This is a genomic window from Rhizobium sp. P2_G9 (genome assembly GCF_056403475.1).
This window is the reverse complement of sequence record NZ_JBFUFK010000074.1, coordinates 1-25,624: the sequence shown is the minus strand read 5'-3', so window position 1 is coordinate 25,624 and position 25,624 is coordinate 1. Positions and strand designations below refer to the sequence as shown.

22 protein-coding genes and 1 tRNA gene are annotated in these 25,624 nt (G+C 61.0%); 17 read left to right on the top strand and 6 right to left on the bottom strand.

Annotation, left to right across the window (positions count from 1 at the left end):
- Window positions 1-6,471, bottom strand: a 6,471-nt coding sequence (locus AC1DYF_RS37430) for a glucoamylase family protein (protein WP_477883629.1), incomplete at its 3' end; no start/stop codon positions are given.
- A 226-nt stretch (window positions 6,472-6,697) separates the two neighbouring features.
- Window positions 6,698-8,083 carry a dipeptidase gene (locus AC1DYF_RS37425; protein ID WP_477883627.1) on the bottom strand — a complete coding sequence of 462 codons (1,386 nt, stop codon included), beginning with the start codon at window positions 8,081-8,083 and terminating at the stop codon, window positions 6,698-6,700.
- Window positions 8,084-8,310: 227 nt separating this feature from the next.
- Between AC1DYF_RS37425 and AC1DYF_RS37420 the strand changes: the two genes are divergently transcribed.
- From AC1DYF_RS37420 to AC1DYF_RS37390, 7 genes are all read left to right on the top strand, one after another.
- Complete coding sequence (locus AC1DYF_RS37420; RefSeq protein ID WP_477883625.1) at window positions 8,311-8,691, top strand: methylglyoxal synthase; 381 nt, start codon at window positions 8,311-8,313, stop codon at window positions 8,689-8,691.
- Between the two features lie 16 nt (window positions 8,692-8,707).
- Window positions 8,708-9,727, top strand: a complete 1,020-nt coding sequence (locus AC1DYF_RS37415; RefSeq protein ID WP_477883623.1) for a glucokinase — start codon at window positions 8,708-8,710, stop codon at window positions 9,725-9,727.
- A 70-nt stretch (window positions 9,728-9,797) separates the two neighbouring features.
- Window positions 9,798-11,606: an ABC transporter ATP-binding protein gene (locus tag AC1DYF_RS37410; protein WP_477883621.1), complete on the top strand. Its 1,809-nt coding sequence runs from the start codon at window positions 9,798-9,800 to the stop codon at window positions 11,604-11,606.
- A complete protein-coding gene (dapB, locus tag AC1DYF_RS37405; protein ID WP_477883619.1) occupies window positions 11,606-12,430 on the top strand; it encodes a 4-hydroxy-tetrahydrodipicolinate reductase in 825 nt (274 codons plus the stop codon). The genes AC1DYF_RS37410 and dapB overlap by 1 nt, the downstream gene beginning before the upstream one ends.
- Before the next feature lie 30 nt (window positions 12,431-12,460).
- On the top strand, window positions 12,461-13,096 hold the full coding sequence (locus AC1DYF_RS37400) for a 2,3-bisphosphoglycerate-dependent phosphoglycerate mutase (RefSeq protein WP_477883617.1): 636 nt from the start codon (window positions 12,461-12,463) through the stop codon (window positions 13,094-13,096).
- Between the two features lie 95 nt (window positions 13,097-13,191).
- Complete coding sequence (locus tag AC1DYF_RS37395; protein ID WP_477883615.1) at window positions 13,192-14,055, top strand: aldose 1-epimerase family protein; 864 nt, start codon at window positions 13,192-13,194, stop codon at window positions 14,053-14,055.
- Between the two features lie 11 nt (window positions 14,056-14,066).
- Complete coding sequence (locus AC1DYF_RS37390) at window positions 14,067-14,426, top strand: hypothetical protein (protein ID WP_477883613.1); 360 nt, start codon at window positions 14,067-14,069, stop codon at window positions 14,424-14,426.
- A gap of 48 nt (window positions 14,427-14,474) precedes the next feature.
- Here AC1DYF_RS37390 and AC1DYF_RS37385 read toward each other — a convergent pair whose 3' ends face one another.
- Window positions 14,475-15,353 (bottom strand): methylated-DNA--[protein]-cysteine S-methyltransferase, encoded by an 879-nt coding sequence (locus AC1DYF_RS37385; protein WP_477883612.1) that lies wholly within the window; start codon window positions 15,351-15,353, stop codon window positions 14,475-14,477.
- 71 nt (window positions 15,354-15,424) lie between these two features.
- On the bottom strand, window positions 15,425-15,925 hold the full coding sequence (locus AC1DYF_RS37380; protein ID WP_477883610.1) for a DUF2244 domain-containing protein: 501 nt from the start codon (window positions 15,923-15,925) through the stop codon (window positions 15,425-15,427).
- 21 nt (window positions 15,926-15,946) lie between these two features.
- Between AC1DYF_RS37380 and nth the strand changes: the two genes are divergently transcribed.
- The gene (nth, locus tag AC1DYF_RS37375; protein ID WP_477883609.1) at window positions 15,947-16,699 is read left to right on the top strand and encodes an endonuclease III; all 753 of its coding nucleotides are present in this window, start codon (window positions 15,947-15,949) and stop codon (window positions 16,697-16,699) included.
- On the opposite strand, the gene AC1DYF_RS37370 is transcribed toward nth, so the two are convergent.
- The gene (locus AC1DYF_RS37370) at window positions 16,692-17,402 is read right to left on the bottom strand and encodes a sulfate transporter family protein (protein ID WP_477883608.1); all 711 of its coding nucleotides are present in this window, start codon (window positions 17,400-17,402) and stop codon (window positions 16,692-16,694) included. The two genes, nth and AC1DYF_RS37370, sit on opposite strands and share 8 nt — an antisense overlap.
- A gap of 152 nt (window positions 17,403-17,554) precedes the next feature.
- Here AC1DYF_RS37370 and AC1DYF_RS37365 point away from each other — a divergent pair, with 152 nt between their 5' ends.
- Window positions 17,555-17,845 (top strand): Rdx family protein, encoded by a 291-nt coding sequence (locus tag AC1DYF_RS37365; RefSeq protein ID WP_477883606.1) that lies wholly within the window; start codon window positions 17,555-17,557, stop codon window positions 17,843-17,845.
- Between the two features lie 166 nt (window positions 17,846-18,011).
- Here the strand turns inward: AC1DYF_RS37365 and AC1DYF_RS37360 are convergent, their stop codons facing one another.
- On the bottom strand, window positions 18,012-18,335 hold the full coding sequence (locus AC1DYF_RS37360; protein ID WP_477883605.1) for a hypothetical protein: 324 nt from the start codon (window positions 18,333-18,335) through the stop codon (window positions 18,012-18,014).
- Between the two features lie 371 nt (window positions 18,336-18,706).
- On the opposite strand from AC1DYF_RS37360, the gene AC1DYF_RS37355 reads away from it, so the two are divergent.
- The 8 genes from AC1DYF_RS37355 to AC1DYF_RS37320 all read left to right on the top strand — a co-directional run bounded on the left by AC1DYF_RS37355 (window position 18,707) and on the right by AC1DYF_RS37320 (window position 25,385).
- A tRNA-Leu gene (locus tag AC1DYF_RS37355) sits at window positions 18,707-18,791 on the top strand.
- An 88-nt stretch (window positions 18,792-18,879) separates the two neighbouring features.
- Window positions 18,880-20,277 (top strand): tyrosine-type recombinase/integrase, encoded by a 1,398-nt coding sequence (locus AC1DYF_RS37350; protein WP_477883603.1) that lies wholly within the window; start codon window positions 18,880-18,882, stop codon window positions 20,275-20,277.
- Window positions 20,278-20,482: 205 nt separating this feature from the next.
- On the top strand, window positions 20,483-20,893 hold the full coding sequence (locus AC1DYF_RS37345) for a Rha family transcriptional regulator (RefSeq protein WP_477883601.1): 411 nt from the start codon (window positions 20,483-20,485) through the stop codon (window positions 20,891-20,893).
- Between the two features lie 959 nt (window positions 20,894-21,852).
- The gene (locus tag AC1DYF_RS37340; protein WP_477883600.1) at window positions 21,853-22,302 is read left to right on the top strand and encodes a Rha family transcriptional regulator; all 450 of its coding nucleotides are present in this window, start codon (window positions 21,853-21,855) and stop codon (window positions 22,300-22,302) included.
- A gap of 438 nt (window positions 22,303-22,740) precedes the next feature.
- Complete coding sequence (locus AC1DYF_RS37335; protein ID WP_477883598.1) at window positions 22,741-23,409, top strand: hypothetical protein; 669 nt, start codon at window positions 22,741-22,743, stop codon at window positions 23,407-23,409.
- A 553-nt stretch (window positions 23,410-23,962) separates the two neighbouring features.
- Window positions 23,963-24,436 carry a hypothetical protein gene (locus AC1DYF_RS37330; RefSeq protein WP_477883596.1) on the top strand — a complete coding sequence of 158 codons (474 nt, stop codon included), beginning with the start codon at window positions 23,963-23,965 and terminating at the stop codon, window positions 24,434-24,436.
- Between the two features lie 11 nt (window positions 24,437-24,447).
- Window positions 24,448-24,783 (top strand): hypothetical protein, encoded by a 336-nt coding sequence (locus tag AC1DYF_RS37325; RefSeq protein WP_477883595.1) that lies wholly within the window; start codon window positions 24,448-24,450, stop codon window positions 24,781-24,783.
- Between the two features lie 11 nt (window positions 24,784-24,794).
- Complete coding sequence (locus tag AC1DYF_RS37320; protein WP_477883594.1) at window positions 24,795-25,385, top strand: hypothetical protein; 591 nt, start codon at window positions 24,795-24,797, stop codon at window positions 25,383-25,385.
- Window positions 25,386-25,624 lie beyond the last annotated feature (239 nt).

Here is a 25,624-nt window from a genome sequence, read left to right as displayed (position 1 = left end):
ATGCTGGACCTCGTGCAGCCGGTCGGGCGTCGAGAGCGCCGCGAACGGCGACAGCACCTTCTTGGTCGCGGTATCGACGATGTAAATCGCCTCGCCGGGCCGGTTGGTCACCGGATCGTTGCTCCAGGGCGTCATCTGATAGTCGCGTGAATTGCTGCTCCAGGTGAAGCCCGCCCCTTCCGCAGCGATGTGGAAACCGAACGTGCCGTTCGAGATGACGTTGATCCAAGGATGCGGGGTTGCCTCGCCGCCCGGCAGGCGAACGACGTAGTCGCGACTTGCAGGATCGAAACCGCCATAACCATTCCAGAAGGTCAGTCCGTCCGCCTCCGGCTTGACCGGCTCGATCCTGGGCTCAGGTTTAGTGGGTGCCGCCAGCTTGCGGCCGCGCAGCTTGGGCTCGACCGGCACGGCAATATCGGCATGATCGCCATCCGACAGACGTTCGAGCCTGTCGATCTGCTCGGAGATGGAGCCGTTACGGGTATGGAGCAGGATGCGCGCCGCGCCAACCAGCGCATTGTAGGCATTGTCGTCGATCAGGTCGCGGCGGACCGAGAAGATATGCTGTGACGGCCCTGAAGCCAGGCCGCGCCGCCGCGCATTCTCGCACATGAAATCGATGGCGTGCTGCACATCCTGCGCATAGGTGGCGCCGCGATCATTGATGATCACCAGGTCCGAAATAACGCCCCGCGAGCGCAGATATTCCTGCATGCGGAAGGCCTTGTTGATGATCGGCAGGTCGACGTCATTGTCGATGCGGATGGCGAAGATCGGATAATCGCCGGAAATGCTCATCGGCCACAGTGCCGATTGCGGCAGCGTCACCTCTTCCGGCCCCTGCTTCAGCCGCGTGTCCGGATAAATCAGGAAGGAGGCGATGCGCTGGAAGAGCAACACCTCTTCATGCGACATGTCGAGATGGCGGATCTGCACCTGCGACCGCGTCCAGGCGAGACGCGCCTCATGGTCGAACGCATCGGGATGGCGGAAGCGTTCCACCGCCTTGTCGAGCTCGGCGCGATTGGGCGCCGCGATTGTCCAGAAGACAACGGACGCCTGGCGGCCGGCAGCGACACGGACGACACGCCTCAGCGAGAAGATCGGATCGAGCGTGAAACCCTGATTGCCTTCCAGCCTGTCCGTCACTGAATCGAAAGCCCGCGCATGCTGCAGGTCGCGGCCGCGGCCGATGAAAGCACGGCGGTCGGTCTCCGCCTGGAACTGGGCGGAACGGCCTGACGTGCCGGTCATCAGGTGCGCGATCTGCATGTCGGGCTCGCTCTGCGAGCGCTTGTTGCGTACGGCATAGATCGCATCGCGGCTTTCGCTGATCTCCGTCTTGACGAACATTTTCGAGAAGGCCGGATGGGCCGCGTCGCTGTCGGCCGACGATATGACGATCTCGCCATAGGAGGTGATTTCGAGATAGGCGTCCGTCTCACCGAAATTCCGGATCGTCAGCCGGCGACCTTCGGCATCGGCCTCGGTGGCGACGATGCATTCGAGCTTTGATTCGACGTTGCCCACCGTCTTCTTGAACTCGGCCTTCTCGTCGGCGAAAACGGTCTGGCTCGCCTCACCCGGAAGAGATTTAGGACCTGGGGCCGCCGACCACCAGACACCGGAATTCACATCGCGGATGAAGACGTAACTGCCCCAGTCGTCGACGGTCGGATCCGGCTGCCAACGCGTGACGGCAAGTCCGTTCCAGTTCGAATAGCCTGAGCCTGCCGCCGTCGTCATCAGCGAATAGTGACCGTTGGAGAGAACCGAGACGGCGCGCTTGGCCCGAAGCGGATCCTCGACGACGCGATATTTCGGGCCATAGGTCAGGCGCGTGCCCTCGCCGCGGGCTTCACCGCCCTCGACCTTGACCACCGGCACGAAGTCGCGTGGCGCCTTTTCCTGCAGCAGCAGTTCTGCAGCCTCGATCACCGGGTCGCTGTGGAAACGGTCGCGCAGGAGGCCATTGAGTACCGTATTGCCGATCGCCGTGATCGACATGCCCTGGTGATGTGCCATGTAATTCTGCACCACGGCACATTCGCTGCCCTCGGGAATGCGGGAACGGGTGAAATCAACCGCGTCATAGTAGCCATAGGCACCAAGCGCGCCCTGACCGGTAAGCCGCTTCAGGTTGGCCGCGGCCTCGCGCGGCCTGAACTGGCTGGCGATGGCCGTCGCATAGGGTGCGATCACCACATTGGCGCCGATGTCGCGCTTCAGTCCCAGACCGGGGACGCCGAAATTGGTATATTGGTAGTTCAATTCGCGGTCGCGGGCATTGTAGGCGGATTCGGATACGCCCCAGGGAATACCCATTTCACGGCCATAGAGAATCTGCGCCTCGATGGCGAGATTGTTGGACTGGTTGAGGATACCGCCCTGCCGCTCATGCATGACGATCGGCGGCATCAGATATTCGAACATCGAGCCGGACCACGAGACCAGCGTCGCCTGCCCCTCGACAGAGGTCACCGGGCGCCCGAGCCGGAACCAGTGCTCGCTCGGCAGATCTCCCTTGGCGATGGCAAACAGGCTGGTGAGCCGCGCTTCGGAGGCAAGGAGATCGTAACAGGGCTCATCGAGACGGTTGTCGTCAACCTGGAAGCCGATCGACAACAGACGCCGTTCCCTGTTGAACAGGAAGGCGAAGTCCATGGCGAAGGCGAGGGCCCTCGCCCGTTCGCTGAGCGCATAAAGGTGGTCACGCAGTGCGCGGGTCTGGCCGCGGTCATAGCCGGCATCGGCGAAATGCGCCTCACAGGCCTGTTTCAGTCGTCCGGCCCATTCCGTCAGCAGTTTTGATGCCGTGCTCTGCACCTCGGCATCGAAATCGCGCGCAAAGGATTCGATTTCGGTGGCGATCACCGAGAGATTGATCGCCCGGATCGGGGCAACGTCGGGACTTTCGAGGCTGGTCGCCACAGACTTGGCAAAACCGTCGAGCCGCTCTTCGAGCCGCCGGCGCAAGGGGCGGATGACGCGGCGGTTGTCCGGCACGGTCGCCAGGGTCTCCCGGACGATCTGCAGGGTATCGCCGATGCCGCGGACATCGCCCAGCAGATAGGCGATCGGTGCGACGGCCCATTGCTTCAGCGTCGAGGAGACGACAATCAAATGGGCGGCGAGATTGCCGCTGTCGACCGCCGAAATGTAACGGGGGTAAAGCGTCGCCAGACTCTTCGTGTCGTACCAGTTGAACAGATGGCCGCGGAATTTTTCCATCTTCTCGACCGTGCCGAGCGTGCGGTCGATCCGATCGAGCGCCTCCGCGAAGCTGATCCAGCCCATGTCGCGCGCGGTCACCGTCGAGAGAAAATAAAGACCGATATTGGTCGGTGACGTCCGATGCGCGACGAAAGGCTGCGGCACTTCCTGGAAATTGTCCGGCGGCAGGAAATGATGCTCCTCGGTGACGAAGGTCTCAAAATAGTGCCAGGTGCGCCGGGCAACGGCACGCAGCACATTTGCGTCCGCCAGTGAGACATGCAGCCTGTCCTCGTTCTCCAATGACTGGCTGATCCAATAGGCCAGAAACGGCGCCGTCAGCCACAACAGGCTGAGCACGCCGGCAATGAGGGCGTTATGCGGATCGATCGCCATGACCAGAGCATAGACGAGCAGCGTGGCGACAAGCGAGATCGCCATCATCCTGACATAGTCGAGCATGCTGCCTGGACGTGCGGCATGCGCCTCCCGCGTCGTCTGCCATTCCAGCAGGTGGCGCCGGCTGACCGTCAGGCGGTAGAGCGTGCGGATGATCGCGTCCGCCTTCATCACGGCATCATGCGCCATGAAGGCCAGCTGCAGGCCGATCTGGGCGAGCATGTCGGTGGTCTCGGCCAGAATGGTGCGCATGTGGCGCGACAGCGAAACCTCCTTCTCATGCGGTGCGAGTCCGGTCAGCAAGGCGACAATGGCCGGCGAGAAGTAAGCGATGATCAGCACGAGCTCCCATAGTGCCGTCGCGTGCCTGGAAAACAGCAGCCAACCCAATGCGGAGGCGAGCAGCCAAAAAAACGGCATCAGTGAGCGGCGCAGATTGTCGATCATCTTGAAGCGCGACAGCGCCGTCAGGCGATTGCTGACATCGAAGATGTAGGGCAGGAGCTGCCAGTCGCCCCGCGTCCAGCGGTGTTGGCGCGACACCTCCACCTCGTAGCGGACGGGGAAATCCTCGACGAAATTGACATCGGTCGTAAGACCGCAACGGGCAAAACCGCCTTCGAGCAGGTCATGGCTCAGCACCGTGTTCTCGTCGATGCGGCCTTTCAACGCCGCTACAAAGGCATCGACATGATAAAGGCCCTTGCCGGTGAAGCTGCCTTCGCCGAAAAGGTCCTGGTAGAGGTCGGAAACGGCGAAGACGTAAGGATCGAGGCCGCGATCCTTGGAGAAGATGCGCTGGAAGCGTGAGGCCTCGTCGCCGGTGGTCAGCGACGGCGTGACGCGCGGCTGCAACAGGCCATAGCCTTCGACGACCCGCCCTGTCTCGGCGTCAAGGATCGGTGCGTTGAGCGGATGCGCCAACTTGCCGATCAACCTGCGGGCAGCGTCGCGCGGCAGGCGCGTGTCGGCGTCAAGCGTCAGCACATAGGTGATGCCGGACGGCAGGTCCGGATCGGAAAGGAAGGTCGTGTCCTGGTCGCCGCGCAGGAAAAGATTGAACTCGTCGAGCTTGCCGCGCTTACGCTCCCACCCCATCCAGACGCCTTCCGATGGGTTGTAGAGCCGTCGCCGATGTAGAAGGAAGAAGCGGCGCGGGCCAGCCGCCTCATATTTTTCCGCCAGTTGGTCGATCTCTCGCTGGGCGAAATCCAGGAGTTCGCGATCCGCCTCGCCCTCCTCGATCCGGCTGTCCGCCCAGTCGCTCAGGAGCGCGAAACAGATGCCTTCATCAGGATTGGCGAGATAGTGGATTTCGAGATTGCGGACCAGTTCCGAAACCGAGTCGCGATCAGGGATCAGGCAGGGTATGACGACGAGCGTGCGCGCGCTTTCGGGAATGCCGCTCTTATATTCGTAGCCGGTAAGATGGGACGGAGGCACGAGCGCGTAGACGACCGCGCGGAAGATCGCAGCCGATGCCTCCAGCGCCAGCGGTGCAAACAGGACGGCGAGCAGCGTGATCTCGGCACCATTCAGGGCGGTGCGGCGCATGGCCAGGACGGATGCGGCGACCATCAGCAGCGCCAGCAACACTGTCGGGACAGCCACTTGCCCCAGACCGAGCTTCTGGTAGGCGGCTCCCAATTGCTCCGAGAATTTTGGCACGTAACCGGCAGCCCGCCGCAGTTCGATTATGCCGTCGTCGACGAGGTAATAGCCGACATTGGCGCGGCGCACGGCACTTGTCCCGGGCTCCGGCGCTTCCGTTGCGGCGCGCCCAGCGAGTGCGAGGGCAAGCTCAGCCACCTCGATTTCCGATTTCGGCGAGCGCCGGGCGATCTTTTCGATGGAATTGCGGTAGTAGTTTCGGCTGGCGGCGTCGAGCCCGGCATAGTCGGAGCCATCGCGGAGCGCGCTGTCGACCTTGGAAATCTGCTCGAACCACGACGTCCATTGGATGTCGTCGATCCTTCGCAGGCTGCGGATGATGTTGCCGACCGTCAGATTGCTCGTCGATATCTTGGTATGTTCGGCAATCATCGCCTCTTCGGCGTTGCTGCCACGTTTTTCGAGCTGTTCCTCGAGCCAGGCAAGGGCGCGGGCAGCCGCGTCCGAATCCTCGCGCAGGCGATAGAGAAGCTGAGCGGCGAAAGAGTCGTCGGCCGTCAGTGCGTTCCTGCTGCGGAACATGCCTTCGAGGTTTTCAGGCTCGGCGCTGGGGGCGAGGACGTCGGCGAATGTGTTCGCCTCGACGCGCATGCGCCGCGAGCGGTCGACGCGGTCTGAAATCCGGCGCAGGTTTTCGATCAGGATGAAGCGCAGGATCGCCGGGATGGCCCAGATTTCGCCAATCGTCAAAGTCTCGGCCTGCTGGAAGCCATTGACCATGGCCGTCAGCGTCGCCGCATCGACATTGCTGTCGGTATGGGCGACATAGATCCAGGCGATTGCAAATGTGCGCGGCAGCCTGCCGCCACTATCAACGGCAATTTCCGGCAATTGCCGAAAGAATTTTGCCGGCAGGTCGCGGCGCACCTGGCGAATGTTCTCGCGTACCAGATGATGATTGTCGAGCAGCCATTCCGCCGCCGGCGTGATCATCTGCTTGTTGCGGGAATCGGTGGCGATGGCGTCATAGTTGGAGAGGATCGCGGCCTCATTGTCCTCGAGCCGGGCGGGAAAGCGGAATTCGCGAAAGACGGGCAGCTTGACGGATGCGCTGGCGGCCAGCGTGCGGCCGATCTCGGCGAGTTCGTTGGGCGTGCTGAACTCGGTGCGGATCGCCGCGTCGAGCCCATCGAATATCTCGCTTGAATCCCTGAGGATCGCCCCGTCGAAAGCTTGTTTGTCCATTGGAGCTTCTCTCGCCCGCGGTGATGGGCAGCCTCCAATTCCCTCAGACGCAGATGAGAGGTCGGCCCGCAGTTCTTGACGCATCGCGAGAACGCATTACGGCAGGAAATAGTTCCTCCCGGTGCCGACCTTGTGACCGGCCCTTGTTATCACGGAACTCATCCGTCAGCAGGCAGGGGCTCCAGGCCAGCGAATTCATCCGCCGGCCCGGACACGCATCAATTCGTCAGGCGGCGAGCGCGGACATGATCCGGATCCAGGAACGGATGCCTTTTTGGAAGGAATTGAGATTGTATTTCTCGTTCGGCGAATGAATGCGGTCATCCGGAAGCGCAAACCCGGCGAGCAGCGATTCCATGCCGAGCATGCGCTGGAAATCGCCGACGATCGGGATCGACCCACCCATGCCGATCGAGACGGCCGGCTTCGGCCATTCTTCCGAGAGCGCGATCTTGGCCTTGGTCAACATCGGTGAATCGTAAGGCAGCTGGATCGCCGGCGAGCCGCCGTGCTTGGAAAACTCCACCGAGCAGTCCGCCGGAAGCCTGGACTGAACATAGGCGCGGAACGCGGAGCGGATCTTGTCCGGATCCTGCTTGCCGACCAGGCGGAACGAGATTTTCGCCGAGGCTTCGGCGGCGATCACCGTCTTGAAGCCATCGCCGGTATAGCCGCCGGTGATGCCGTTGATCTCGGCGGTCGGCCGCGCCCAGGTGAGTTCGAGCACGCCGCGACCCTTCTCGCCGGCGGGAACCGAAAGGCCGATCTCGCCCAGAAACTTCTCGTCGGTCATGCCGAGCGTCTTCCACGACGCCTTGACGTTTTCCGGTGTTTCCTCGACGCCGTCGTAGAAGCCTTCGAGCGTCACCCGACCGGTCGCGTCATGCAGGCCGTCGAGGATGTTGACGAGGATGTGGATCGGATTGGCGGCAGCACCGCCGAAATAGCCGGAATGCAGATCGCGGTCGGCCGCCTTGACCTTGATCTCCTCACCCACCAGGCCCCGCAGGCCGGCCGAGATGGAAGGCGTCTCCGGATCCCACATGCTGGTGTCGCAGACCAGCGCATAGTCGGCCTTCAGCTCAGCCTTGTTGGCTTCAAGGAAAGGTTTTAGCGACGGCGAGCCGGATTCTTCCTCGCCTTCGAACAGGATCGAGACGCGCACCGGCAAGGCCCCATGCGTTTCCTTGTAGGCGCGGCAGGCTTCGACGAAGGTCAGAAGCTGCCCTTTGTCGTCGGAGGTGCCGCGGCCGGTGATGACCTTCGCGCCGCCGACGTCCTTGATCCCCGGCTCGAACGGATCGCTTTCCCAGAGATTGAGCGGATCGACCGGCTGGACATCGTAATGGCCATAGAACAGGACATGCGGCGCATCAGCCTTGGCGCCCTCGTGATGAGCGACAACCATCGGATGGCCGGGCGTGTCGCGCACGGAGGCCTCGAAGCCGAGTGTCTTGAGATAATCTGCGAGCCAGGTCGCGGCCTTGCGGCAGTCATCCTTGTAGGCTGGATCGGTGGAGATCGACTTGATGCGGCAGAGCGCGAACATCTTCTCCAGGCTGGAATTGAGGTTGGCGTCTGCCTTGGACAGAACGGTATCGATCACGGTCATGATTGTCACCTGGATTCACGTTGGGCGGATGGCGGGGACCTTAGAGCGAGCCGTGTTGATTTGGAAGCATTCTATGGCTCAAAACTGAGCCGAATTCATTCTGAAGATTCACGACATTTTTCATGAAGGTTTCGAGGACGCCAATCGTGTTCTCAAATCGATTGAATTTCTTTGATCCGGAAAAAAAATCCGCTATAGCGCTTGGAGCCGCATTCGGGGGACCGCACTTGGCTGACCGGGAAACGATCGCGCTGATTGCGCATGATCAGATGAAAGACAGCATGGCGGAGTTCGCCCGCATGCATCAGGATGTGCTGGCACGCTACGACATCGTCGCCACCGGCACGACCGGCGGCCGCATCCTCGATGCCGTTCCCGGCCTGGCGGTCACGCGGATGAAGAGCGGACCGCTTGGCGGCGACCAGCAGATCGGGGCGATGATTGCCGAGGGCAAGATTCGCATGCTGATCTTCTTCACCGATCCATTGACGCCGATGCCGCATGATGTCGACGTCAAGGCCTTGACACGCCTCGCCACCGTCTACGACATACCCATGGCGCTCAATCGCGCCACCGCCGACCTGCTGATCGGCAGGAACAATAAATAAACGGGCAGGAAACTCCATGGCGACCAATATCGACGACCACTTCCCGTTTCCGATCCTGGTCGGCGACATCGGCGGCACCAATGCGCGCTTCGCGCTGCTGACCGACGCCAATGCCGAGCCGAAGCATTTCCCCATCGTCCAGACCGCCAAATACGTCACGATCGATGACGCCATCCAGGATGTCGTGCTCGACAAGACCGCGGTGCAGCCGCGTTCGACCATCCTTGCCGTCGCCGGCCCGATCAATGCCGACGAGATTCCGCTGACCAACTGTCCTTGGGTGGTGCGGCCGAAGAACATGCTCGCCAATCTCGGTTTCGACGATGTGATGGTCGTCAACGATTTCGAGGCGCAGGCGCTGGCTGTCGCTGCGCTCGGCGACGAGCACCAGGTCCAGCTCGGCCGTGGCGCCGTGTTGCCTGGCCATTCCAAAGTGGTCCTCGGTCCGGGAACCGGCCTCGGCGTCGCCGGCCTCGTGCATGCGCTCAACGCCTGGATTCCGGTGCCCGGCGAAGGCGGGCATGTCGATCTCGGCCCGCGCTCGGAGCGTGACATGCAGGTCTTCCCGCATATCGAGCGGATCGAAGGCCGGGTCTCGGCCGAGCAGATCCTGTGCGGCCGCGGCCTTGCCGGCCTTTATCGCGCCGTCTGCGCCGCCGACGGCGTCGAGCCGCTTTATTCCGATCCTGCCGACGTCTCCGTGCACGGTCTTTCCGGCGCCGATCCGCAGGCTGCCGAGACGCTGTCGCTGTTTGCCACCTATCTCGGCCGGCTTGCCGGCGACATGGCCTGCACCTTCCTGGCGCGCGGCGGCGTCTATCTCGCCGGCGGCATACCGCAAAAAATCCTGCCGGCGTTGCAAGGCCCCGAATTCCGCGCCGCGTTTGAGGACAAGGCGCCGCATAACCATATGATGTCGACCATACCGACCTTTGTGGTGACGCATCCGCTTGCAGCGCTGGCCGGGCTCGCAGCCTTTGCCTGCCAGCCAAGCCGCTTCGGAGTCGCCACTGAAGGCCGCCGCTGGCGGAAATGACTGTTCAAGCGCGCCGGCAGGGATTAGAGCACGCTCTCAGAGCCGCCGTGCGGAAAACAGGAACGGACGATTGAACGCAAACGCTACAAAAAAGCCCGAGATCGATCGCGCGGCAATGCTGCCGGTGATCAAGCGGATTTTCATGGAGAACTTCCACGCCCATGTGCGCGGCTATGTGTTCGCCATCTCCTGCCTCGTCGTCATCGCGCTGACCACGGCCTTCACCGCCTGGATCATGGAATCGGTGATCAACGAGACGTTTGAGAACAAGCGCGCCGATCTCGTCTGGATCATCTGCATCTCGATCTTCGTTGCCTTTGTGCTGCGCGGACTGGCCTCCTATTTCCAGGCGGTGGCGCTCTCCAAGATCGGCAATTCGATCGTTGCCTTTTACCAGAAGCGGCTTTTTAGCCATCTGATGGCGCTTGATCTCGGTTATTATTCCGAGACACGCTCCGCCCGCATCGCCGCGACGATCTCACAGAACGTCAACGGCATCCGCGACACGCTCAACCTGACGATCACCTCAATCGCCCGCGATGCCTTGACCTTCTTGTCGCTGGTCGCCGTGATGTTCGCCAAGGATCCGCTGCTGTCGATCCTTGTCGCGGTCGCAGCCCCTCCGATGTTCATGGTGATGCGAGCGATCGCGACCAAGCTGCGCGTCGCCACGCGCGACGCCGTCGAATACAATTCCCGCGTCACCGGTGCGATGCAGGAGACGATCCAGGGACTGGCGATCGTCAAGGCTTTTACCATGGAAAGCCAGTTGAAGACCCGCGTCGAAGGTCTGATCGATGTGGCCGAGAAGCGCGCCAACCGCATTGCGCGGCTTTCGGAGCGCAGCATGCCGGTCACCGAGACCTTTGCCGGGGCAGCGATTGCGCTCGTCATCGGCTATGCGGCCTATCAGTCGATCCACGCGGGCGAATTGCCGGGCGCCTTCATCGCCTTCATCACCTCGATGCTGCTCGCCTACGAGCCGGCGCGGCGGCTGACCAAGCTGCAGCCGCAGCTCGAACGCGCCTATGTCAATGCCAGGATGATCTACGACATCCTCGACACGCCGATCCCGATGCGCGAGGCGCCGGATGCCAAACCGCTGGTGGTCACCGAGGGGCGGATCACCTTCGAGAACGTCAATTTCGGCTATGGCGCGGAACCGATCCTGAAGGGCGTGAGTTTTGCTGCCGAGGGCGGCAGGACGACGGCGATCGCCGGGCCGTCCGGCGCCGGCAAATCGACGATCATCAGCCTGATCCCACGCTTCTACGATCCCAATGCCGGCCGCGTCTTGGTCGACGGGCAGGACCTGCGCTACGTCACCAAGCAGTCGCTGCGCGAAAACCTCGCCTATGTGTCGCAGGCGCCGCTGCTGTTCGAAGGCACGATCCGCGACAATATCCGTTATGGCCGGCCAGACGCCAGCGATGCCGAGATCGAGGAAGCGGCGCGGCTGGCCTACGCGCATGATTTCATTCTGAATCTGCCGATGGGTTATGACACGCCGGTCGGCGAGAACGGCGCCAATCTCTCCGGTGGCCAGCGGCAGCGGCTCTCGATCGCCCGCGCGCTGGTGCGCAAGGCGCCGATCCTGCTGCTCGACGAAGCGACCTCGGCGCTCGACACCGAATCGGAGGCTGCAGTGCAAAAGGCCTTCGAAAACGCCATGCATGGCCGCACCGTGGTGGTGATCGCCCACCGTCTCTCGACCATTGCCGGCGCCGACAAGATCATCGTCATGGAGGACGGTCGGATCGCCGAAGAAGGCACGCATGAAATGCTTGCGAACGATGAGGGCGGGCTCTACGCTCGCCTGAACGGGCTGCAAATCCGAAGAGAACCAAAACAACCATTGGCCGCGACAGGGACGGAATGATGAGTGACAGCGACATGAAGATGGTGGTGGTCGCCGGTGCTGCCGGCCGCATGGGCCAGACGCTGCTCAAAGCCATTCACGCCGCTCCCGGCATGAAAATCCACGCGGCCATCGAGCGCGAAGGTGCGCCGACCATCGGCAAGGATGCCGGCGAAGTCGCTGGCCTCGGCCCGATCGGCGTGCCGATCACCACCGATCCGCTGGAAGCCTTCGTCAAGGCCGATGCCGTCATCGATTTCACTTCACCGGCCTCGACCGTGCAGTTCGCCGGGCTCGCGGCGCAGGCCCGCATCGTTCACATCATCGGCACGACCGGCTGCTCACAAGACGATGTCGAGAAGATCAAGGCGGCGAGCCGGCATGCGCGCATCGTCATGTCCGGCAATATGAGCCTCGGCGTCAATCTGCTCGGCGTGCTGGTGCGGCGCGCGGCGGCGGCGCTGGATGCGGCCAACTGGGACATCGAAGTGCTGGAAATGCACCACAAGCGCAAGGTCGATGCACCCTCCGGCACTGCGCTCTTGCTCGGCGCCGAGGCGGCAAAGGGCCGGGCGATCGATCTGCTCGCCAATGCGGTCAAGGTCCGCGACGGCCATACCGGCGCGCGCGAGGAAGGCTCGATCGGTTTTGCGACGCTGCGCGGCGGCGGCGTGGTCGGCGACCATCAGGTGATCTTTGCCAGCGAGGCGGAGATGATCACGCTGTCGCACCGCGCCATGGACCGCTCGCTTTTCGCGCAGGGCGCGCTCACCGCCGCGCGCTGGGCTTTCGACAAGAAGCCGGGCCTCTACAACATGCTTGATGTGCTCGGCATGGCCGACTGATTTTCACCTCAGACAACCGGAGAAGACCGAATGAGTGGCACTATGGTGCTCGTCCGCCACGGACAGAGCGATTGGAACCTGAAGAACCTGTTCACCGGCTGGCGGGACGTGGACCTGACCGAGCTCGGCATCACCGAAGCGAAGACCGGCGGTGAGGCTCTGGCCGCCACGGGCATCAAGTTCGACATCGCCTTCACCTCGGCGCTGAAGCGGGCGCAGAATACCTGCCAGATCATCCTCGATTGCGTCGGCCAACCAGACCTCGAGACGATCAAGGACCAGGCGCTCAACGAGCGCGATTATGGCGACCTCTCCGGCCTCAACAAGGACGATGCCCGCGCCAAATGGGGGGAGGAACAGGTGCATGTCTGGCGCCGGTCCTATGACGTGCCGCCGCCCGGTGGCGAAAGCCTGAAGGACACCGGCGCCCGTGTCTGGCCCTATTACATCACAGAGATCCTGCCGCAGGTGCTCGCCGGCAAGACCGTGCTTGTCGCAGCACATGGCAATTCGCTGCGCTCTCTGGTCATGGTTCTCGACCGGCTGACCCGCGAGCAGGTGCTGGCGCTCAATCTCGCGACCGGTGTGCCGATGGTCTACAAGCTCAACGCCGACTCGACCGTGAAATCGAAAGAAGTGCTCGGCGACATGTCCGGCGCTCACTAACGAATTTCAAATGGCGGGCTTCGGCCCGCCATTCTGCTATCGACTACCGCTACCGTCCCATATCTCGATTCCAATCCAACCGAGCGAGTGACGCCATGCTGACCCGTATTTCCAATGACTATCTCACCGTCGAAGTCTCCTCGCTCGGTGCCGAAATGCAGTCCCTGACCTCCAGTGATGGCCGCAACTGGCTGTGGAACGGCGACGCCACGTTCTGGGCCGGCCGTTCGCCGGTGCTCTTTCCGATCGTCGGCAAGGCGCCGGACAACAAGCTGGAGATCGACGGCAAGATTTACGAGATGAACCAACACGGCTTTGCCCGGCGTGGCGAATTTATCCTCGCCGGCTCATCGGCGACGTCGTGCCGCTACGAGCTGACGACCAGCGACGCGACGAGAGCGGTCTACCCCTTCGATTTCCGCCTGGCGCTGACGCATGCGCTCGATGGCCATGTGCTGACAGTGACGGCGGAGGTGGCCAACCTCGACGAAAGAGCGCTGCCTTTCGGCCTCGGCTTCCATCCGGCCTTCGTCTGGCCGCTGCCGGGCGGTGAAGGACAGTTGCACGACGTTACACTCGACAACGGCGCCGAACCTGAGCTCGTGAGGCTGGAGAATGGGCTGCGCCTGCCGGGCCGGGCACATTCGCCGTTCAAGAAAGGCCGGCTTGTGTTGGATCACGGCTTGTTCGTCAATGACGCGTTGATTTTTGCGGAAGGCGCGGGCAACGGGCTCAGCTATGGCGCAGAGAATGGTGCGGCGCTGAAGTTCCGTTTCGACAACCTGCCGAACGTGGCGCTGTGGACCAAGTCGGGGGCGCCGTTCCTGTGTGTCGAGCCGTGGCATGGGACGGCTGCGGAGATTGGGGCTGGTAGTGATATCATGGCGCGGCCGTATTCGATGTCGCTTGCCAAGGGCGAGTCAGCGCGGTTTGGGTTTAGCGTCGAGGTCCCGGCGTAGATTGATCAGACATGAGCGTATTCTCATTCAGCAGATCAGAGGCAGTGTGGGGCGTCAGAACCGCCATTACCTTGAATCTGATCGATTGGTGGATAGCCCATGCCGGGCCTAAGCCGTATCTCTTGAAGATACAGGAGAGCTACGACCATGGCATCAACCACGGAGATCTGTCGGAAGTAGCGCCTGAGGACAAAGTCGAGCTTCGTGGCATGGTTCAGCTGATGCTGAAAGATAAATACGAAGATAGCTACGGCAGAGGCACCCCCCTTGCTGCAGAGTTGCGTGTAGCCCTAATTGAGCTCGAGCAATTGATCAATCTCGATTTAGAGGGCACGCCTTTCTACCAGCAGCGCGACGCGCATCGCTCATAGAGCAGCTGCGAGACGGACTATTCATCCAATCTCGCGACCGCCGGTCTCTCAAGCCTGCGCCGCTTCCCACCCGAGCATCGCCCGCTTCCGCGTCAGCCCCCAATGATACCCCGTCAGCGCTCCCGACTTACCCACAGCGCGATGACACGGCACGACGAAGGACACCGGGTTGCGACCGACAGCCGCGCCCACGGCGCGCGAGGCCTTCGGCGTGCCAATCCTGCCGGCAATATCCGAATAACTGCACAGCTTGCCCACCGGGATCTGCAGCAGCTGTTCCCAGACGCGGATCTGGAAATCCGTGCCGAGCAGTACCACCCGTAGCGGCTGGTCGGCCTGCCAGCGCGAGGGATCGAAGATGCGTTCGGCATCGGGACGCACTGCCTCGTCATCGCGGCTGTAGATCGCGTCCGGCCAACGCTGCGTCATATCCTCCAGCGCGAAGGCGTCGCCGCCCTTGTCGAGGTCGGAGAAGGCGAGCCCGCACAGGCCGCGATCGGTAATCATCAACAGCGCCCGGCCGAAGGGCGAATTGTGGAAACCGTAGCGGATATCAAGTCCCCTGCCCTTTTCCTTCCATTCGCCCGGCGACATCGCCTCATGGGTGACGAAGAGGTCATGCAGCCGGCCGGGGCCGGAGAGGCCGAGTTCGAAGGAAGTTTCCAAAAGCGGCATCTTCTCTTCGCTCAAGAGCCTCTTGGCGTGGTCGAGGGTGACGGCCTGCAAGAAGCCCTTGGGCGACAACCCGGCCCAGCGGGTGAAGGTCTTTTGCAGTTCCAGCGGTTGGCGGCCCATTTCGGCGGCAATGGCGTCGAGCGACGGCTGGCTGCGATAGTCAGTCGTCAGAAGTTCGATAACGCCGGACACGACGGCATAGTCGTCGCCGACCGGGGTGATGTCTCTGGCGTGATTGAGCGGAATGTTCATGGTCTTCATCCTTTCATTATGAAGGATGATGGCTCCTCTCGCCAGCAATAACCACCCGATTCCTGCAAATCTCAGATGCGTCGCTTGATGCCGGCAAGGGCTGCGGTGAAGGCCCTGGCAAAGCTTTCCCGGTCATCGGGGCCGAGGAAGGTCCCCAGAACGGTGCGCTTGCCCTCGCCCACGACAGCCATGTTGGTGATGCCGAATTCCTGGTGGCGGTCGACGTCGAAGCGCGCCCAGAACGGATTGTAGTGGCTTTCGCGCACCATGCCCTCCGGCGAGACCTTGCGAATCGAAAGATCAAGACGCGACATGCGCACAAGCTCGCGGGCGCGGGCCGAGCGGTAATTCAGGTAGAAGGCACCATAGAGCAGCGCGAAATCCAGGCCGAAAAACATCGCCACCGGCAGCGCGCCGGTCACCAGGAAGAACATGGCGTTGAAGAAGCAGAAGACGAAGGTCAGCGCCATCAGCCAGCGAAAACCATTCCTGCCGAGCGAGCGATAGGGTTTCAGCTCGGCAGTGAAGATCGGCTCTTCGGCGGCCGCGATTTCTGCGTTCACAGTCGTCATGCGAAGAACTATAGGACAATCATGACAAAGCGCAAGAATGAGTCCTCTCCGCCGCCAGCGACAAAAAAGCTTGTCCGCAAACGCATATTCCGATGTCCCTATTCGCCGGCCGAGGTCGAGGAGATCTTTCGCCGCTTCTCCGTCCAACGGCCGGAGCCGAAGGGGGAACTCTACCACACCAATCCGTTCACGCTGCTGGTTGCCGTGGCGCTGTCGGCGCAGGCCACCGATGTCGGCGTCAACAAGGCAACAAGGCCGCTGTTTGCCACGGTCGACACGCCGCTGAAAATGCTCGAACTCGGTGAAGAAGGCCTGCGGGAGGCGATCAGGACGATCGGGCTCTATCGCAACAAGGCCAAGAACGTCATCGCGCTGTCGGAAAAGCTGATTGCCGACTTTGGCGGCGAGGTGCCGAAGACGCGCGACGAACTGGTGACCCTGCCCGGCGTCGGCCGCAAGACCGCCAATGTCGTGCTGTCCATGGCGTTCGGCATCGCCTCACTCGCCGTCGACACCCACATTTTCCGCATCGGCAACCGACTGAAGATCGCACCGGGCAAGACGCCGGACGAGGTCGAGGACCATTTCCTCGAAATCATCCCGCCACATTATCTCTACCATGCCCATCACTGGCTGATCCTGCACGGGCGCTACACCTGCAAGGCGCGTCGCCCCGAATGCGAGCATTGCGTCATCGCCGACCTGTGCAAATCGCCGGAAAAGACCGCGGAGATGCCAGCCGAACTGGTGGAACTGCCGCCGCAGGTCATCTGACGGCAACCTGCCGGCCGTTCAGCGCCTTGTTGAGATGAACCATGGTGATGGCGGCGAAAAGCGGCGTCAGCAGGTTGAGCACCGGCACGAAGAGGAAGAGTGCGATCAGCAGGCCGGCAAGCGTCACCGTGCCCTGATTGCGGCTGCGGAAGGACCGGGCGCCTGCGACGCCGAGATGGCGGCTTGCGGCGAATTCGAAATATTCCCGGCCGAGCAGATAGCCGTTGACCAGGAAGAAGATGATCAGGTTGACGCCCGGCACCAGCAGGAAAAACAGCGCGATGATGTTGGCGATGACGACGATCAGGAAGAAGCGCAGGCTGCCGAGAAGCGATTCGGCCAGCGTCAGCGGCGTGCCCGGCGGGTCGGCAGGATAATCCTTCTTCTCGATGGCATCGGCGGCATCATCGAGGAAGAAACCGGCCGTCACCGCGCTCACCGGCGCGATCAGCATGGCGACGGCGACAGCGAGGCCAATTGCCCAGATAAAGCCGGCGACCACGGCGAGCCAGCCTGCCCAACTTGGCAAGCCCGGCAGATAGGGCTCGATCCAGGGCATGACCCAGTAGACAAAGGCTTCGCGAACGGCGAGCCAGAGCGCCACCAAGGCCACGATGGTCAAGCCCAGCACTTTCCACAGAACCGGGCGGATGCCGGGGGAGAGAAGATCGGCTAGGGCGCGCATGGCCGAATTCAGGATCATCGAAAGCCTTTCAGGTGCCTGTCTGTTTGTTTACGCAATTCCGGACGCAAAACCGCTGCGCATTTTTGCTGGAATTGCTCTGGACGGACCGAATGAATGTCGGGTGCGGGGTTTGCTATTGCAAGCCGCCGGCTGGATGCTATCTAAAACCCATGACCGACAAGCCCCGCATTTCCATCCTCTACTGCACCCAATGCAACTGGCTCCTGCGCGCCGGCTGGATGGCGCAGGAACTGCTGCAGACCTTTGGCCAGAGCATCGGCGAAGTCGCGCTGATCCCCGGCACGGGCGGCAATTTCGAGATCCGCGTCGATGGCGCGCTCGTCTGGGAGCGCAAGCGCGACGGCGGCTTTCCCGGGCCGAAGGAACTCAAGCAGCGCATCCGCGACATCATCGAGCCGGAGCGCGATCTCGGCCACACGGACCGGCCGTCCGAGGCCTGAGATTTGGGCTGATGCGTGTTGCGATTTCCCGGGGGTCGCTTCAAGCGCTTTGGCTTGCCTGATTTCCCGCATGTCTTTTTCCCGAAACCGGGGGCCGCTTTCGGCAGACATGCGCACACGAAAAACCCGCCGGCGAGCGGCGGGTTTTCATCAAGCAATGCCGCTATCAGTAGCGGACGACGCAGCGATAACGATGCCAACGCGGGCCGCACCATGCCCAGTGGCGATAGGGGCGAACCACCACGGTCGGGCCGATGACGACGCGCGGACCCCAATAACGGCCGCGCCAGCCGCCACGCCAACCACCGCGCCAACCGCGATGCCAACCACCGCGCCAGCCGCGGCAGCGCCAGCAACCGACATTCGTGGCATCCGTCTTCTTCTCGATCTGCAGCGGAGCATTCATCATCGGCGCCGCTTCGACGGCCGCCGGAGCGACAGTGGCGAAAGCCAACGCGCCAGCCATGACGATATTGCGGATTCTCGACATTTACGTTCCTCTCAAGTGTTTCCGGGGCTTGCACCCCAAGGTGTCCCTTGCGCTAGACGTCTTATCGACATTCTTTATTCTTTAGGAAAACCACATCCCACCGGCTATTGGCAACGTAAAAAACGTCACGATAGTGTGAAAACGGTTTTCCGGTTACAAAATCCTTATATTTCAGCAAAATGGCGGCATTTGGACTTGACTAAGCATCAGGGTCTTGAGGCAAACGCGTGTCGCACCAAAAAGATCCGACACCTTTGCTTGAGCAGGCCCAAGCCATTCAGGGCTTTGCGGCGGGCGTGCGATAAATCTGTCATGGTTTTGCAAAAACCCTGTTGACAGGAAACCGCGACCCACTTACATGCACCGTCGCTGCCCAGATGGCGGAATTGGTAGACGCGCAGGTTTCAGGTACCTGTGCCGCGAGGCGTGGAGGTTCGAGTCCTCTTCTGGGCACCATTTCCCTTTAGATTGTTGAATAAAATCAACGTTTCCAAGATGTTGACCTTTCCAGCGGTACACAATCCGATACACTGGAGGGTACACCGTGGGGCTTGTATTGAAGTACGTCCAAGAGCCTAACAAGGACAGGGACCACTACCGCTACAGACGCAGGGTGCCTGAGTCGCTGAGGCCGTATCTCGGCAAGGGTGAACTGATCGCCGCGCTGGGCGGCTCGTATGACAAGGCATTGAAAGCCTACGCTCGCGTCCACGCCGGCTTTGAACGAGAGCTTGAGCTTGCTCGCAAGGCCGAGAAGCTGGCCACATCTACGAAGCCGCTGGAGGCCCTCACCGACCGGGAGCGTTACGACCTACTCATCGACCGCCTAAGGGAAATGGGGATTGAAAACCCTTTCGCTGGGCCGGTGGATGATGCGGACGCAGAACAGCGCGGGCTAATGGCCGACAACATAGCGGCCAAGTACGAGGAAGACCCCGAGACAGGTCGGCCAGTTATCACTGACGAGCACGACGCCTTCATCATCCGCACCCTCATGCAAAAGGCCCCAGCCAAGCCCTCCCATTCCTTCGATGATGCTGTGAAGCTGTACCTCAAGGAGCGCGTCAAGGGCAGCCCGCTGGAGGTCAAGAAGAACACCCAACGCGTGAACCGTGCCATCGCCCGCGTCAAGACTGCGCTCGGAAGGTCACCGGTCTTGGCCGAGTTCAGCCGGGAAGATGCCCGTAAGGTGCGCGACTATATGCTCAGCTTGCCGACCCTTGCCCCGGCCTCAGTCAAGCGAGAGCTGAATATCCTGAAGGCTATCATCACTCACGCCATCACGGAATTTGAGCTGACATGCAGCAATCCGTTCGCCAAGCTCGACATCCCTGGGCTTGATGAAGAGAGCGAGAGCGAGAAGCGCGATCCATTCCCGTCTGAGCTGCTGGACGCGGCGCGGACCAACGTGCTGACCCACTCTAACGACCAGCTTCGCCTGATCTGGCGGCTACTGGAGGGGACCGGCTGCCGACTAGCAGAAGTCACAGGGCTCCGTGTGGAAGACGTCACCGCCACGGGTGAGACCCCCAACATTCGGGTGACGTGGCATGAAGACAGGCGCGTCAAGACGAAGGCGTCAAAGCGATACGTGCCGCTGGTTGGCGATGCCCTGGCAGCAGCTGAAGCAGCTCTCAAGCTGCCCCGTGACGGAAACATGCTGTTCAGCCAGTACGGCACCGAGAACGGCCCTACGAACGCGTCACAGTCCCTCATGAAGCGGGTTCGCGAGGTCACATCTAATGACCGACTCGTAGTCCACTCTCTGAGGCACAACATCAAGGACCGGCTTGTCTTAGCTTCCGTCCTTGAGCTGGACCAAAACTTGATCTTGGGGCACTCGCTCGGGGGTGTTGGCAATCGTGTCTATGGTGGTGATGCCGCCAAGCTGAGAGCCACCACGGCAGCCATGAAGAAGGCGTTTGGTCTGCCAGAGAGCTGACCAGCGGCGGCAGTCTCCGTTCCCTTCCCCGGTATCGACCCTACGGCGCATTCCCCCTTCCGCAGTGCTTGGCCTCATCTTCCGCCCCATGCGCGCTAGTTGGCCTACCCGCGATCAGAAAGAACGCCAGCCCGAGCCGAGGTTCCCACCCCCTTATGCATTACCGAAACGTCGCCCCGAACGGGCCACTTAGCAGGACACTTCAATGAACGCTCTGACCACCATCACCACCCCGTCCATCCTCACGATGTCCAGCCTTGAGATTTCAAACCTCGTCGAGTCTCGCCACGACAACGTGAAGACCACTATCGAGCGCCTCGCCAAACGGGGTGTCATCACGCTGCCTGCATTGCAGGAAACGTCTTTTATCGACACCGCTGGCAAGAAGCAGTGGACAACAGCCTACTGTGTCGGGAAGCGGGACAGCTACATCGTTGTCGCCCAGCTTTCCCCCGAGTTCACAGCACGTCTCGTTGACCGCTGGCAGGAACTGGAGGAACAGGTAAAGGCACCGGCTCTCCCGAACTTCTCTGACCCCGTCATCGCCGCCCGTGCGTGGGCGGATCAGTATGAGAAGCGTCAGGTTACCCACATGTCAAGGTGGGGCTATCCGTGAAAGACAGCACCGTCAACGGAGTGATACTCCCGGCACCCCAGTCACGGACAATCCTTCCATTTTTGCATTAAATTCGAATTCGATTAAGTCATTGAAAATTATTTATTATTAGCTCTTGACGTCGTAACCCAGGCGGGAGTCTAACAGGACCACCGCAAGGCTGCATTGGGGCGGACCGAGGCGGCGCAACGTGAAGGGAATTGAGAATGCGAATGCGTTTCGGGATGTTCGGCAGGGAGGTGTTTATCGAGGTGTTCGGCCTCCATCACATCTTTATCGCGACCACATGGCACGAGTTTTATTACAGCCGAGAATGGTCATTTGAGGGGCGCAAAGGGAAAGATCGGCATTGGTGTTTGGCCCGGTGTATGCCCGCTGTTGCTGGTAACTGATCATTGAAGGACGATGACGGGATGTCGATATTTCGAAGCCTCAAAACACTCGCCTTCCCTGTTGGTATAGGTGCCCAGCGCCATGACGAGCTTGTCAGCTTCCACGGGCGAGACGGTCAGCAATTCGTGCTGCTGTCGGACCTTTGTCGGCCCGCTCCGTCTCGACCGGAGGCCTTCAGCCTACTGGCTGACGCTCTTCCCCTGAGCTACGGGCGGACGCCCATAAGTAGCTTCTCGGGACGAGATTTGCAACCGAGGCCGCTTCGCAGCCTTCTATCGACAATCGGAGCTAAATGAACTGAGTGCTCCTGCTCAACGCTGACCTTGCGAGCAGCGCGGCCTCCGCATGCGAGGTGGCAGCCCACTGGACCTGCCCGCCTGCGAGATGACGTGTCGACCCTACAACGCGTCTCGCTACCCCCCGGCGCTCTGCTTAGCGGCGGGGTCAAAGGCGCTATTTTGCCTACCCGCCGTCAGAAAGAATATGGGTGCCTGAAAGGGGATTACCCCAAACCTTTGCATTACCGAAACGTCGCCCCGAACGGGCCACTCAGCAGGACACTTTGAATGACCAACCTTCCAATCATCTCCGTGAAGAACGACCAGATTGTCACCAACAGCCGCGACGTGGCTGACTTCTTCAAGAAGGCTCACAAGAATGTCCTGCGGGACATCGACACCTTGATGCTCAAAATTGAGCCGCAAGGACAGTTCGTAGAAACGACCCGCACCGGCAAGCGCCATGACAATGTCCTCGTGGACATCCGCAAGATGTTCACTGACCTGAGTTTTCAGGTGAGTGATTTCCTGGGCGACTACAAGGACGGCACAGGCCGGAAGCTCCTCGCATATCACTTGCCCAAACGTGAGACCCTCATTCTCGTCTCGGGCTACTCGGTCGTCCTCCGCGCCAAGATCATTGACAGGTGGCAGGAGCTGGAAGCCCAGATTAAGGCTCCGGCTCTGCCCGACTTCAGCAACCCGGCTCTCGCCGCCCGTGCATGGGCCGAACAGTAAGAAAAGCGTCAGATGTGCGACATTCTGACTCAGGCTCCCCATCGAAGTCGCAGACGCGCGAAGCAAGCCGAAACCGGCAACCCGGTGATACCCTTGGCATCACGATAACCGCCCCATGTATCGCCCGTAAAATTGTACCCGTATGTGGGTAGGTTATTGAATTTATTGAATATTCCCCCTTGACCTCGGTCGCCTTCGCGGAGTCTATGCACCCGCTGCCTCGCACGCGAAGCGGACAACGATAACGAAGGAGAATTCAACATACGCATTAGCGTCGAACTATTGGGCCATCAGCTGACGGTTGAAGTCTGGGGCCTTAAGCGGCTCTACATTGACACTAGCCACTACGAGTTCGCCTTTGCCTTAGATGAGTGGTTCACGGGCCGAAATGGGCACCACCAGCGCTGGTGCCTTGAGAAGAAGTAGCGGGGGCTGGCGATGTCGATATTCGACGAGTTGAAGACGCTGACGGTCTCCACCCCACGAGATGCAACACAAGACGGTGTTGCCATCCGTTTCGCAGAACGGGAAGGGGCTCTTTTCGTCCTCTTCTCTGACCTATGGGCGCTCAGCAACATGGCTGGTGACAAGGCTGCGACCATCGGCCTTTATGTCCGCTCCCGGGGCACCTCCGCCCCTCGCCACTTCATATTCAATGGGCCACCTCCGACTGACGCGCTGGTCTCCCGTGACGTGGCGAGAAGGATGGTGGACGACTGGTGCGCAGATAGGGATGATACGATTTTCAGCACCCATCCTATCGAAGCAATCTTTGATGAGGCAACCCATGCAGTTCACGGGCTGGCGCTGATACGGGCCATCTTCGAAAACGTGCCGCCGCAAGGTGCCCCATCAGGTTTCGATGTCGTCGCGAAACGGCTCGAAGTGGACCGGATTGCACGGACCGTACTCACCCACAGGGGGAGACCCGGCAGCGGATTTCCGTCGCTGACCAAGTCCGAAGAGCGGCTTCTTGCGATGCTCACCATGTCAGCCAACGACGCACACAGGGCAAGTAAGGTCCATCATTATTGCGACAGGTTTTTCCGCTTCACGGCTGACGACGTCTTCGATCGCGTTCCACATAGATCACGGCTCTCCACCTGAGGCGGCAGAGACGACAGGGGCGAGCCATCGAGTTCAGGAATTACCACCCCCTTATGAAAAGAGAGAGAGTTTCCCCCCACCTTAGCATTAAGACCAGAATGAAATACCACACACTTAAGGGGAATAGAGGAGGACTTCAGGGGAGACTTCAAGCAGACTTCTTGAAGGAAGACCACTGAAGGAGGAAATCTCTATGGGGTATAGAAGATGAAGTACAATGATCATCAAGACCTAAAGAACCCCTCAAGGTAGCCCCTTAACGATACCCTAAGGCGACCTGATCGCCGCACTTATCGTCATCCCACGGACGTAGCCGTCTTCGGCACTCGATCACCGAGAACGTTGTGGATGACGTTCCTTGCCGGTCCCCCTCAGCACCCATGCTGGTCGGGCTGGCCTCTGTCAGTCTGTCGCTACCCGGTCTCTTGTCTTCCACGGCAGGGGGCCGGGTTTTCTTTTTCGCGGCAAGCCTGACCATCATCCACCATCCATCCCCGACGACAACGACAGATGAAACGGGCGAACCTCAGCGTTCGGCCTGAAAGGAACATCCATGACCACCCTATCCGATTTCGGCAGGGCCTTCCGAGATGCCCGGAATTCCGGCAAGAAGACCTTCACATGGAACGGCAAGCTCTACACGACCAAGCTCAAGGGCGAGGACAGCAAGGCATCGTCGCCAAGCTATGCCAGGGTGCCGAAGGTCGGTCCTGTCCCTGCTCAGCGCCCCACCAACGATGCCACGACCACGACGACATCAAATGCTGGTGCTGTCACGACCGCCGATGCAAACAGCAGCCGGCCCACGGACATCACGATGGCCGCAGCAAAGGCCGCTGAGCGCAGCCTCTACGATACGCCCTCCGCAATGGACCTTCGCCGCTCCGCGCGCTCCGGCCAGGACGTGCATTCGCAAGCACGGGCCGACACCCGCTTCAGTCAGCCGAAGAAGCTGACCGAGATCGACAAGCGGAGAGCTGCACGGACGACCCGGTACGACTCCCTCAAGATCAACCCGTCACGGTGAAAGGCCTGCCCATGATCAATCCCATTAAGATCACCATCACCGCCCTCAAGCCCGACCATCGCGGGCAGCCCTATTCGGTCGCCTTCGAGGGCAAGACCATCGTCGCCAAGTCCCACGTGCCGTCATACGACGCGTGCCGCTATCTGGCTGAGCAAGGCTTCAACGGCCCGCTGGAGGTCTGGTCTGGCACTGAGCCATTCGCCCGACTAAAGATTGCCGACCTCGTCAAGGCTGCCAAATGGACAGTCAAGGAGGGGGACGCCCACGGCCCAAGGTTCTCACCCTATGTCCGCTTTGACAGGTCCGCCTTTATGGCGCGGCTTGAGGCAGACGCGGAAGCGGCGTGAGGGAGAGCGGCATGCAATACAACCGCGAGGTCTTGGACCGTACGACAGGGGAACTAGTCGTCATCGATCTAGGTCACTGGATCAGTGTCAGGGAATTAGGTGAGATGCACGGCCTTGGCAGACGACAGACAACGGAAGTGCTCCGTAAGCTGGACGTGTTGCAGGTCGAGGTCACAGGCCGGACAGTCAGGCACCGGCTCGCTCCCTGGTTCGCTGAGCGGGGCTTCGGGAAGCGCCTAAAGCGGCAGGCCGACAGGTTCCCTTTCGACGTCCTCAGCCCAGCAGGGCAGGAATGGATCAACAGCCTATGGCCGTTGGCCGTTGCTGACATCAGGCAGGAAAAGATGGCTGGTCCCGTGTCTGAGGCCCGAGAGGCGCTCCGAGCCTTCTCCGCTGATCGCAGACCGATGACGGTGCAGGCGCAAGTCTGTTGGCTTGTCGATCATCACCTTGACCTGACGCAAAAGCAGATGGCTGAGGTGCTCTCTATCTCGCAACAGCTGGTCAGCCGGAACATCGCGATCAGGGCCGAGCAGTTGGCCCGGATGGTGGCACTCAAGACCGCTCCGGTGACGGAGTTGGCGCTTGCTCTCTCCTCCTAGGCGATTTTCCTGATGGTTGTGACCATGATGGGGAAAGGACTATACACAAGAGTACAACAAGCCGAAAAATGACTTGGCGTTCTCTGGTCCCCCATCGGCAGCGTTCCCGCCACGGTCTCAGCCCATCACCCCCAGCGTCCCGTATAGTCTGCCCGCCAAACGGCATTCTTCGCTATCACCACCCCGGCTATTTTAAGCGTTCTCGGTCGGGGTGGTATGTTGACCCGTCTGGGCACTGA

Coding starts and splice junctions, on each gene's coding strand:
- AC1DYF_RS37425 (WP_477883627.1), bottom strand. CDS start 8,083: ATGACCGTGATCGATACCGTTCTGTCCAAGGCAGACGCCAACCTCAAT.
- AC1DYF_RS37415 (WP_477883623.1), top strand. CDS start 8,708: ATGGCGACCAATATCGACGACCACTTCCCGTTTCCGATCCTGGTCGGC.
- dapB (WP_477883619.1), top strand. CDS start 11,606: ATGAGTGACAGCGACATGAAGATGGTGGTGGTCGCCGGTGCTGCCGGC.
- AC1DYF_RS37400 (WP_477883617.1), top strand. CDS start 12,461: ATGAGTGGCACTATGGTGCTCGTCCGCCACGGACAGAGCGATTGGAAC.
- AC1DYF_RS37395 (WP_477883615.1), top strand. CDS start 13,192: ATGCTGACCCGTATTTCCAATGACTATCTCACCGTCGAAGTCTCCTCG.
- AC1DYF_RS37390 (WP_477883613.1), top strand. CDS start 14,067: ATGAGCGTATTCTCATTCAGCAGATCAGAGGCAGTGTGGGGCGTCAGA.
- AC1DYF_RS37385 (WP_477883612.1), bottom strand. CDS start 15,353: ATGAACATTCCGCTCAATCACGCCAGAGACATCACCCCGGTCGGCGAC.
- AC1DYF_RS37380 (WP_477883610.1), bottom strand. CDS start 15,925: ATGACGACTGTGAACGCAGAAATCGCGGCCGCCGAAGAGCCGATCTTC.
- nth (WP_477883609.1), top strand. CDS start 15,947: ATGACAAAGCGCAAGAATGAGTCCTCTCCGCCGCCAGCGACAAAAAAG.
- AC1DYF_RS37370 (WP_477883608.1), bottom strand. CDS start 17,402: ATGATCCTGAATTCGGCCATGCGCGCCCTAGCCGATCTTCTCTCCCCC.
- AC1DYF_RS37365 (WP_477883606.1), top strand. CDS start 17,555: ATGACCGACAAGCCCCGCATTTCCATCCTCTACTGCACCCAATGCAAC.
- AC1DYF_RS37360 (WP_477883605.1), bottom strand. CDS start 18,335: ATGTCGAGAATCCGCAATATCGTCATGGCTGGCGCGTTGGCTTTCGCC.
- AC1DYF_RS37345 (WP_477883601.1), top strand. CDS start 20,483: ATGAACGCTCTGACCACCATCACCACCCCGTCCATCCTCACGATGTCC.
- AC1DYF_RS37340 (WP_477883600.1), top strand. CDS start 21,853: ATGACCAACCTTCCAATCATCTCCGTGAAGAACGACCAGATTGTCACC.
- AC1DYF_RS37335 (WP_477883598.1), top strand. CDS start 22,741: ATGTCGATATTCGACGAGTTGAAGACGCTGACGGTCTCCACCCCACGA.
- AC1DYF_RS37330 (WP_477883596.1), top strand. CDS start 23,963: ATGACCACCCTATCCGATTTCGGCAGGGCCTTCCGAGATGCCCGGAAT.
- AC1DYF_RS37325 (WP_477883595.1), top strand. CDS start 24,448: ATGATCAATCCCATTAAGATCACCATCACCGCCCTCAAGCCCGACCAT.
- AC1DYF_RS37320 (WP_477883594.1), top strand. CDS start 24,795: ATGCAATACAACCGCGAGGTCTTGGACCGTACGACAGGGGAACTAGTC.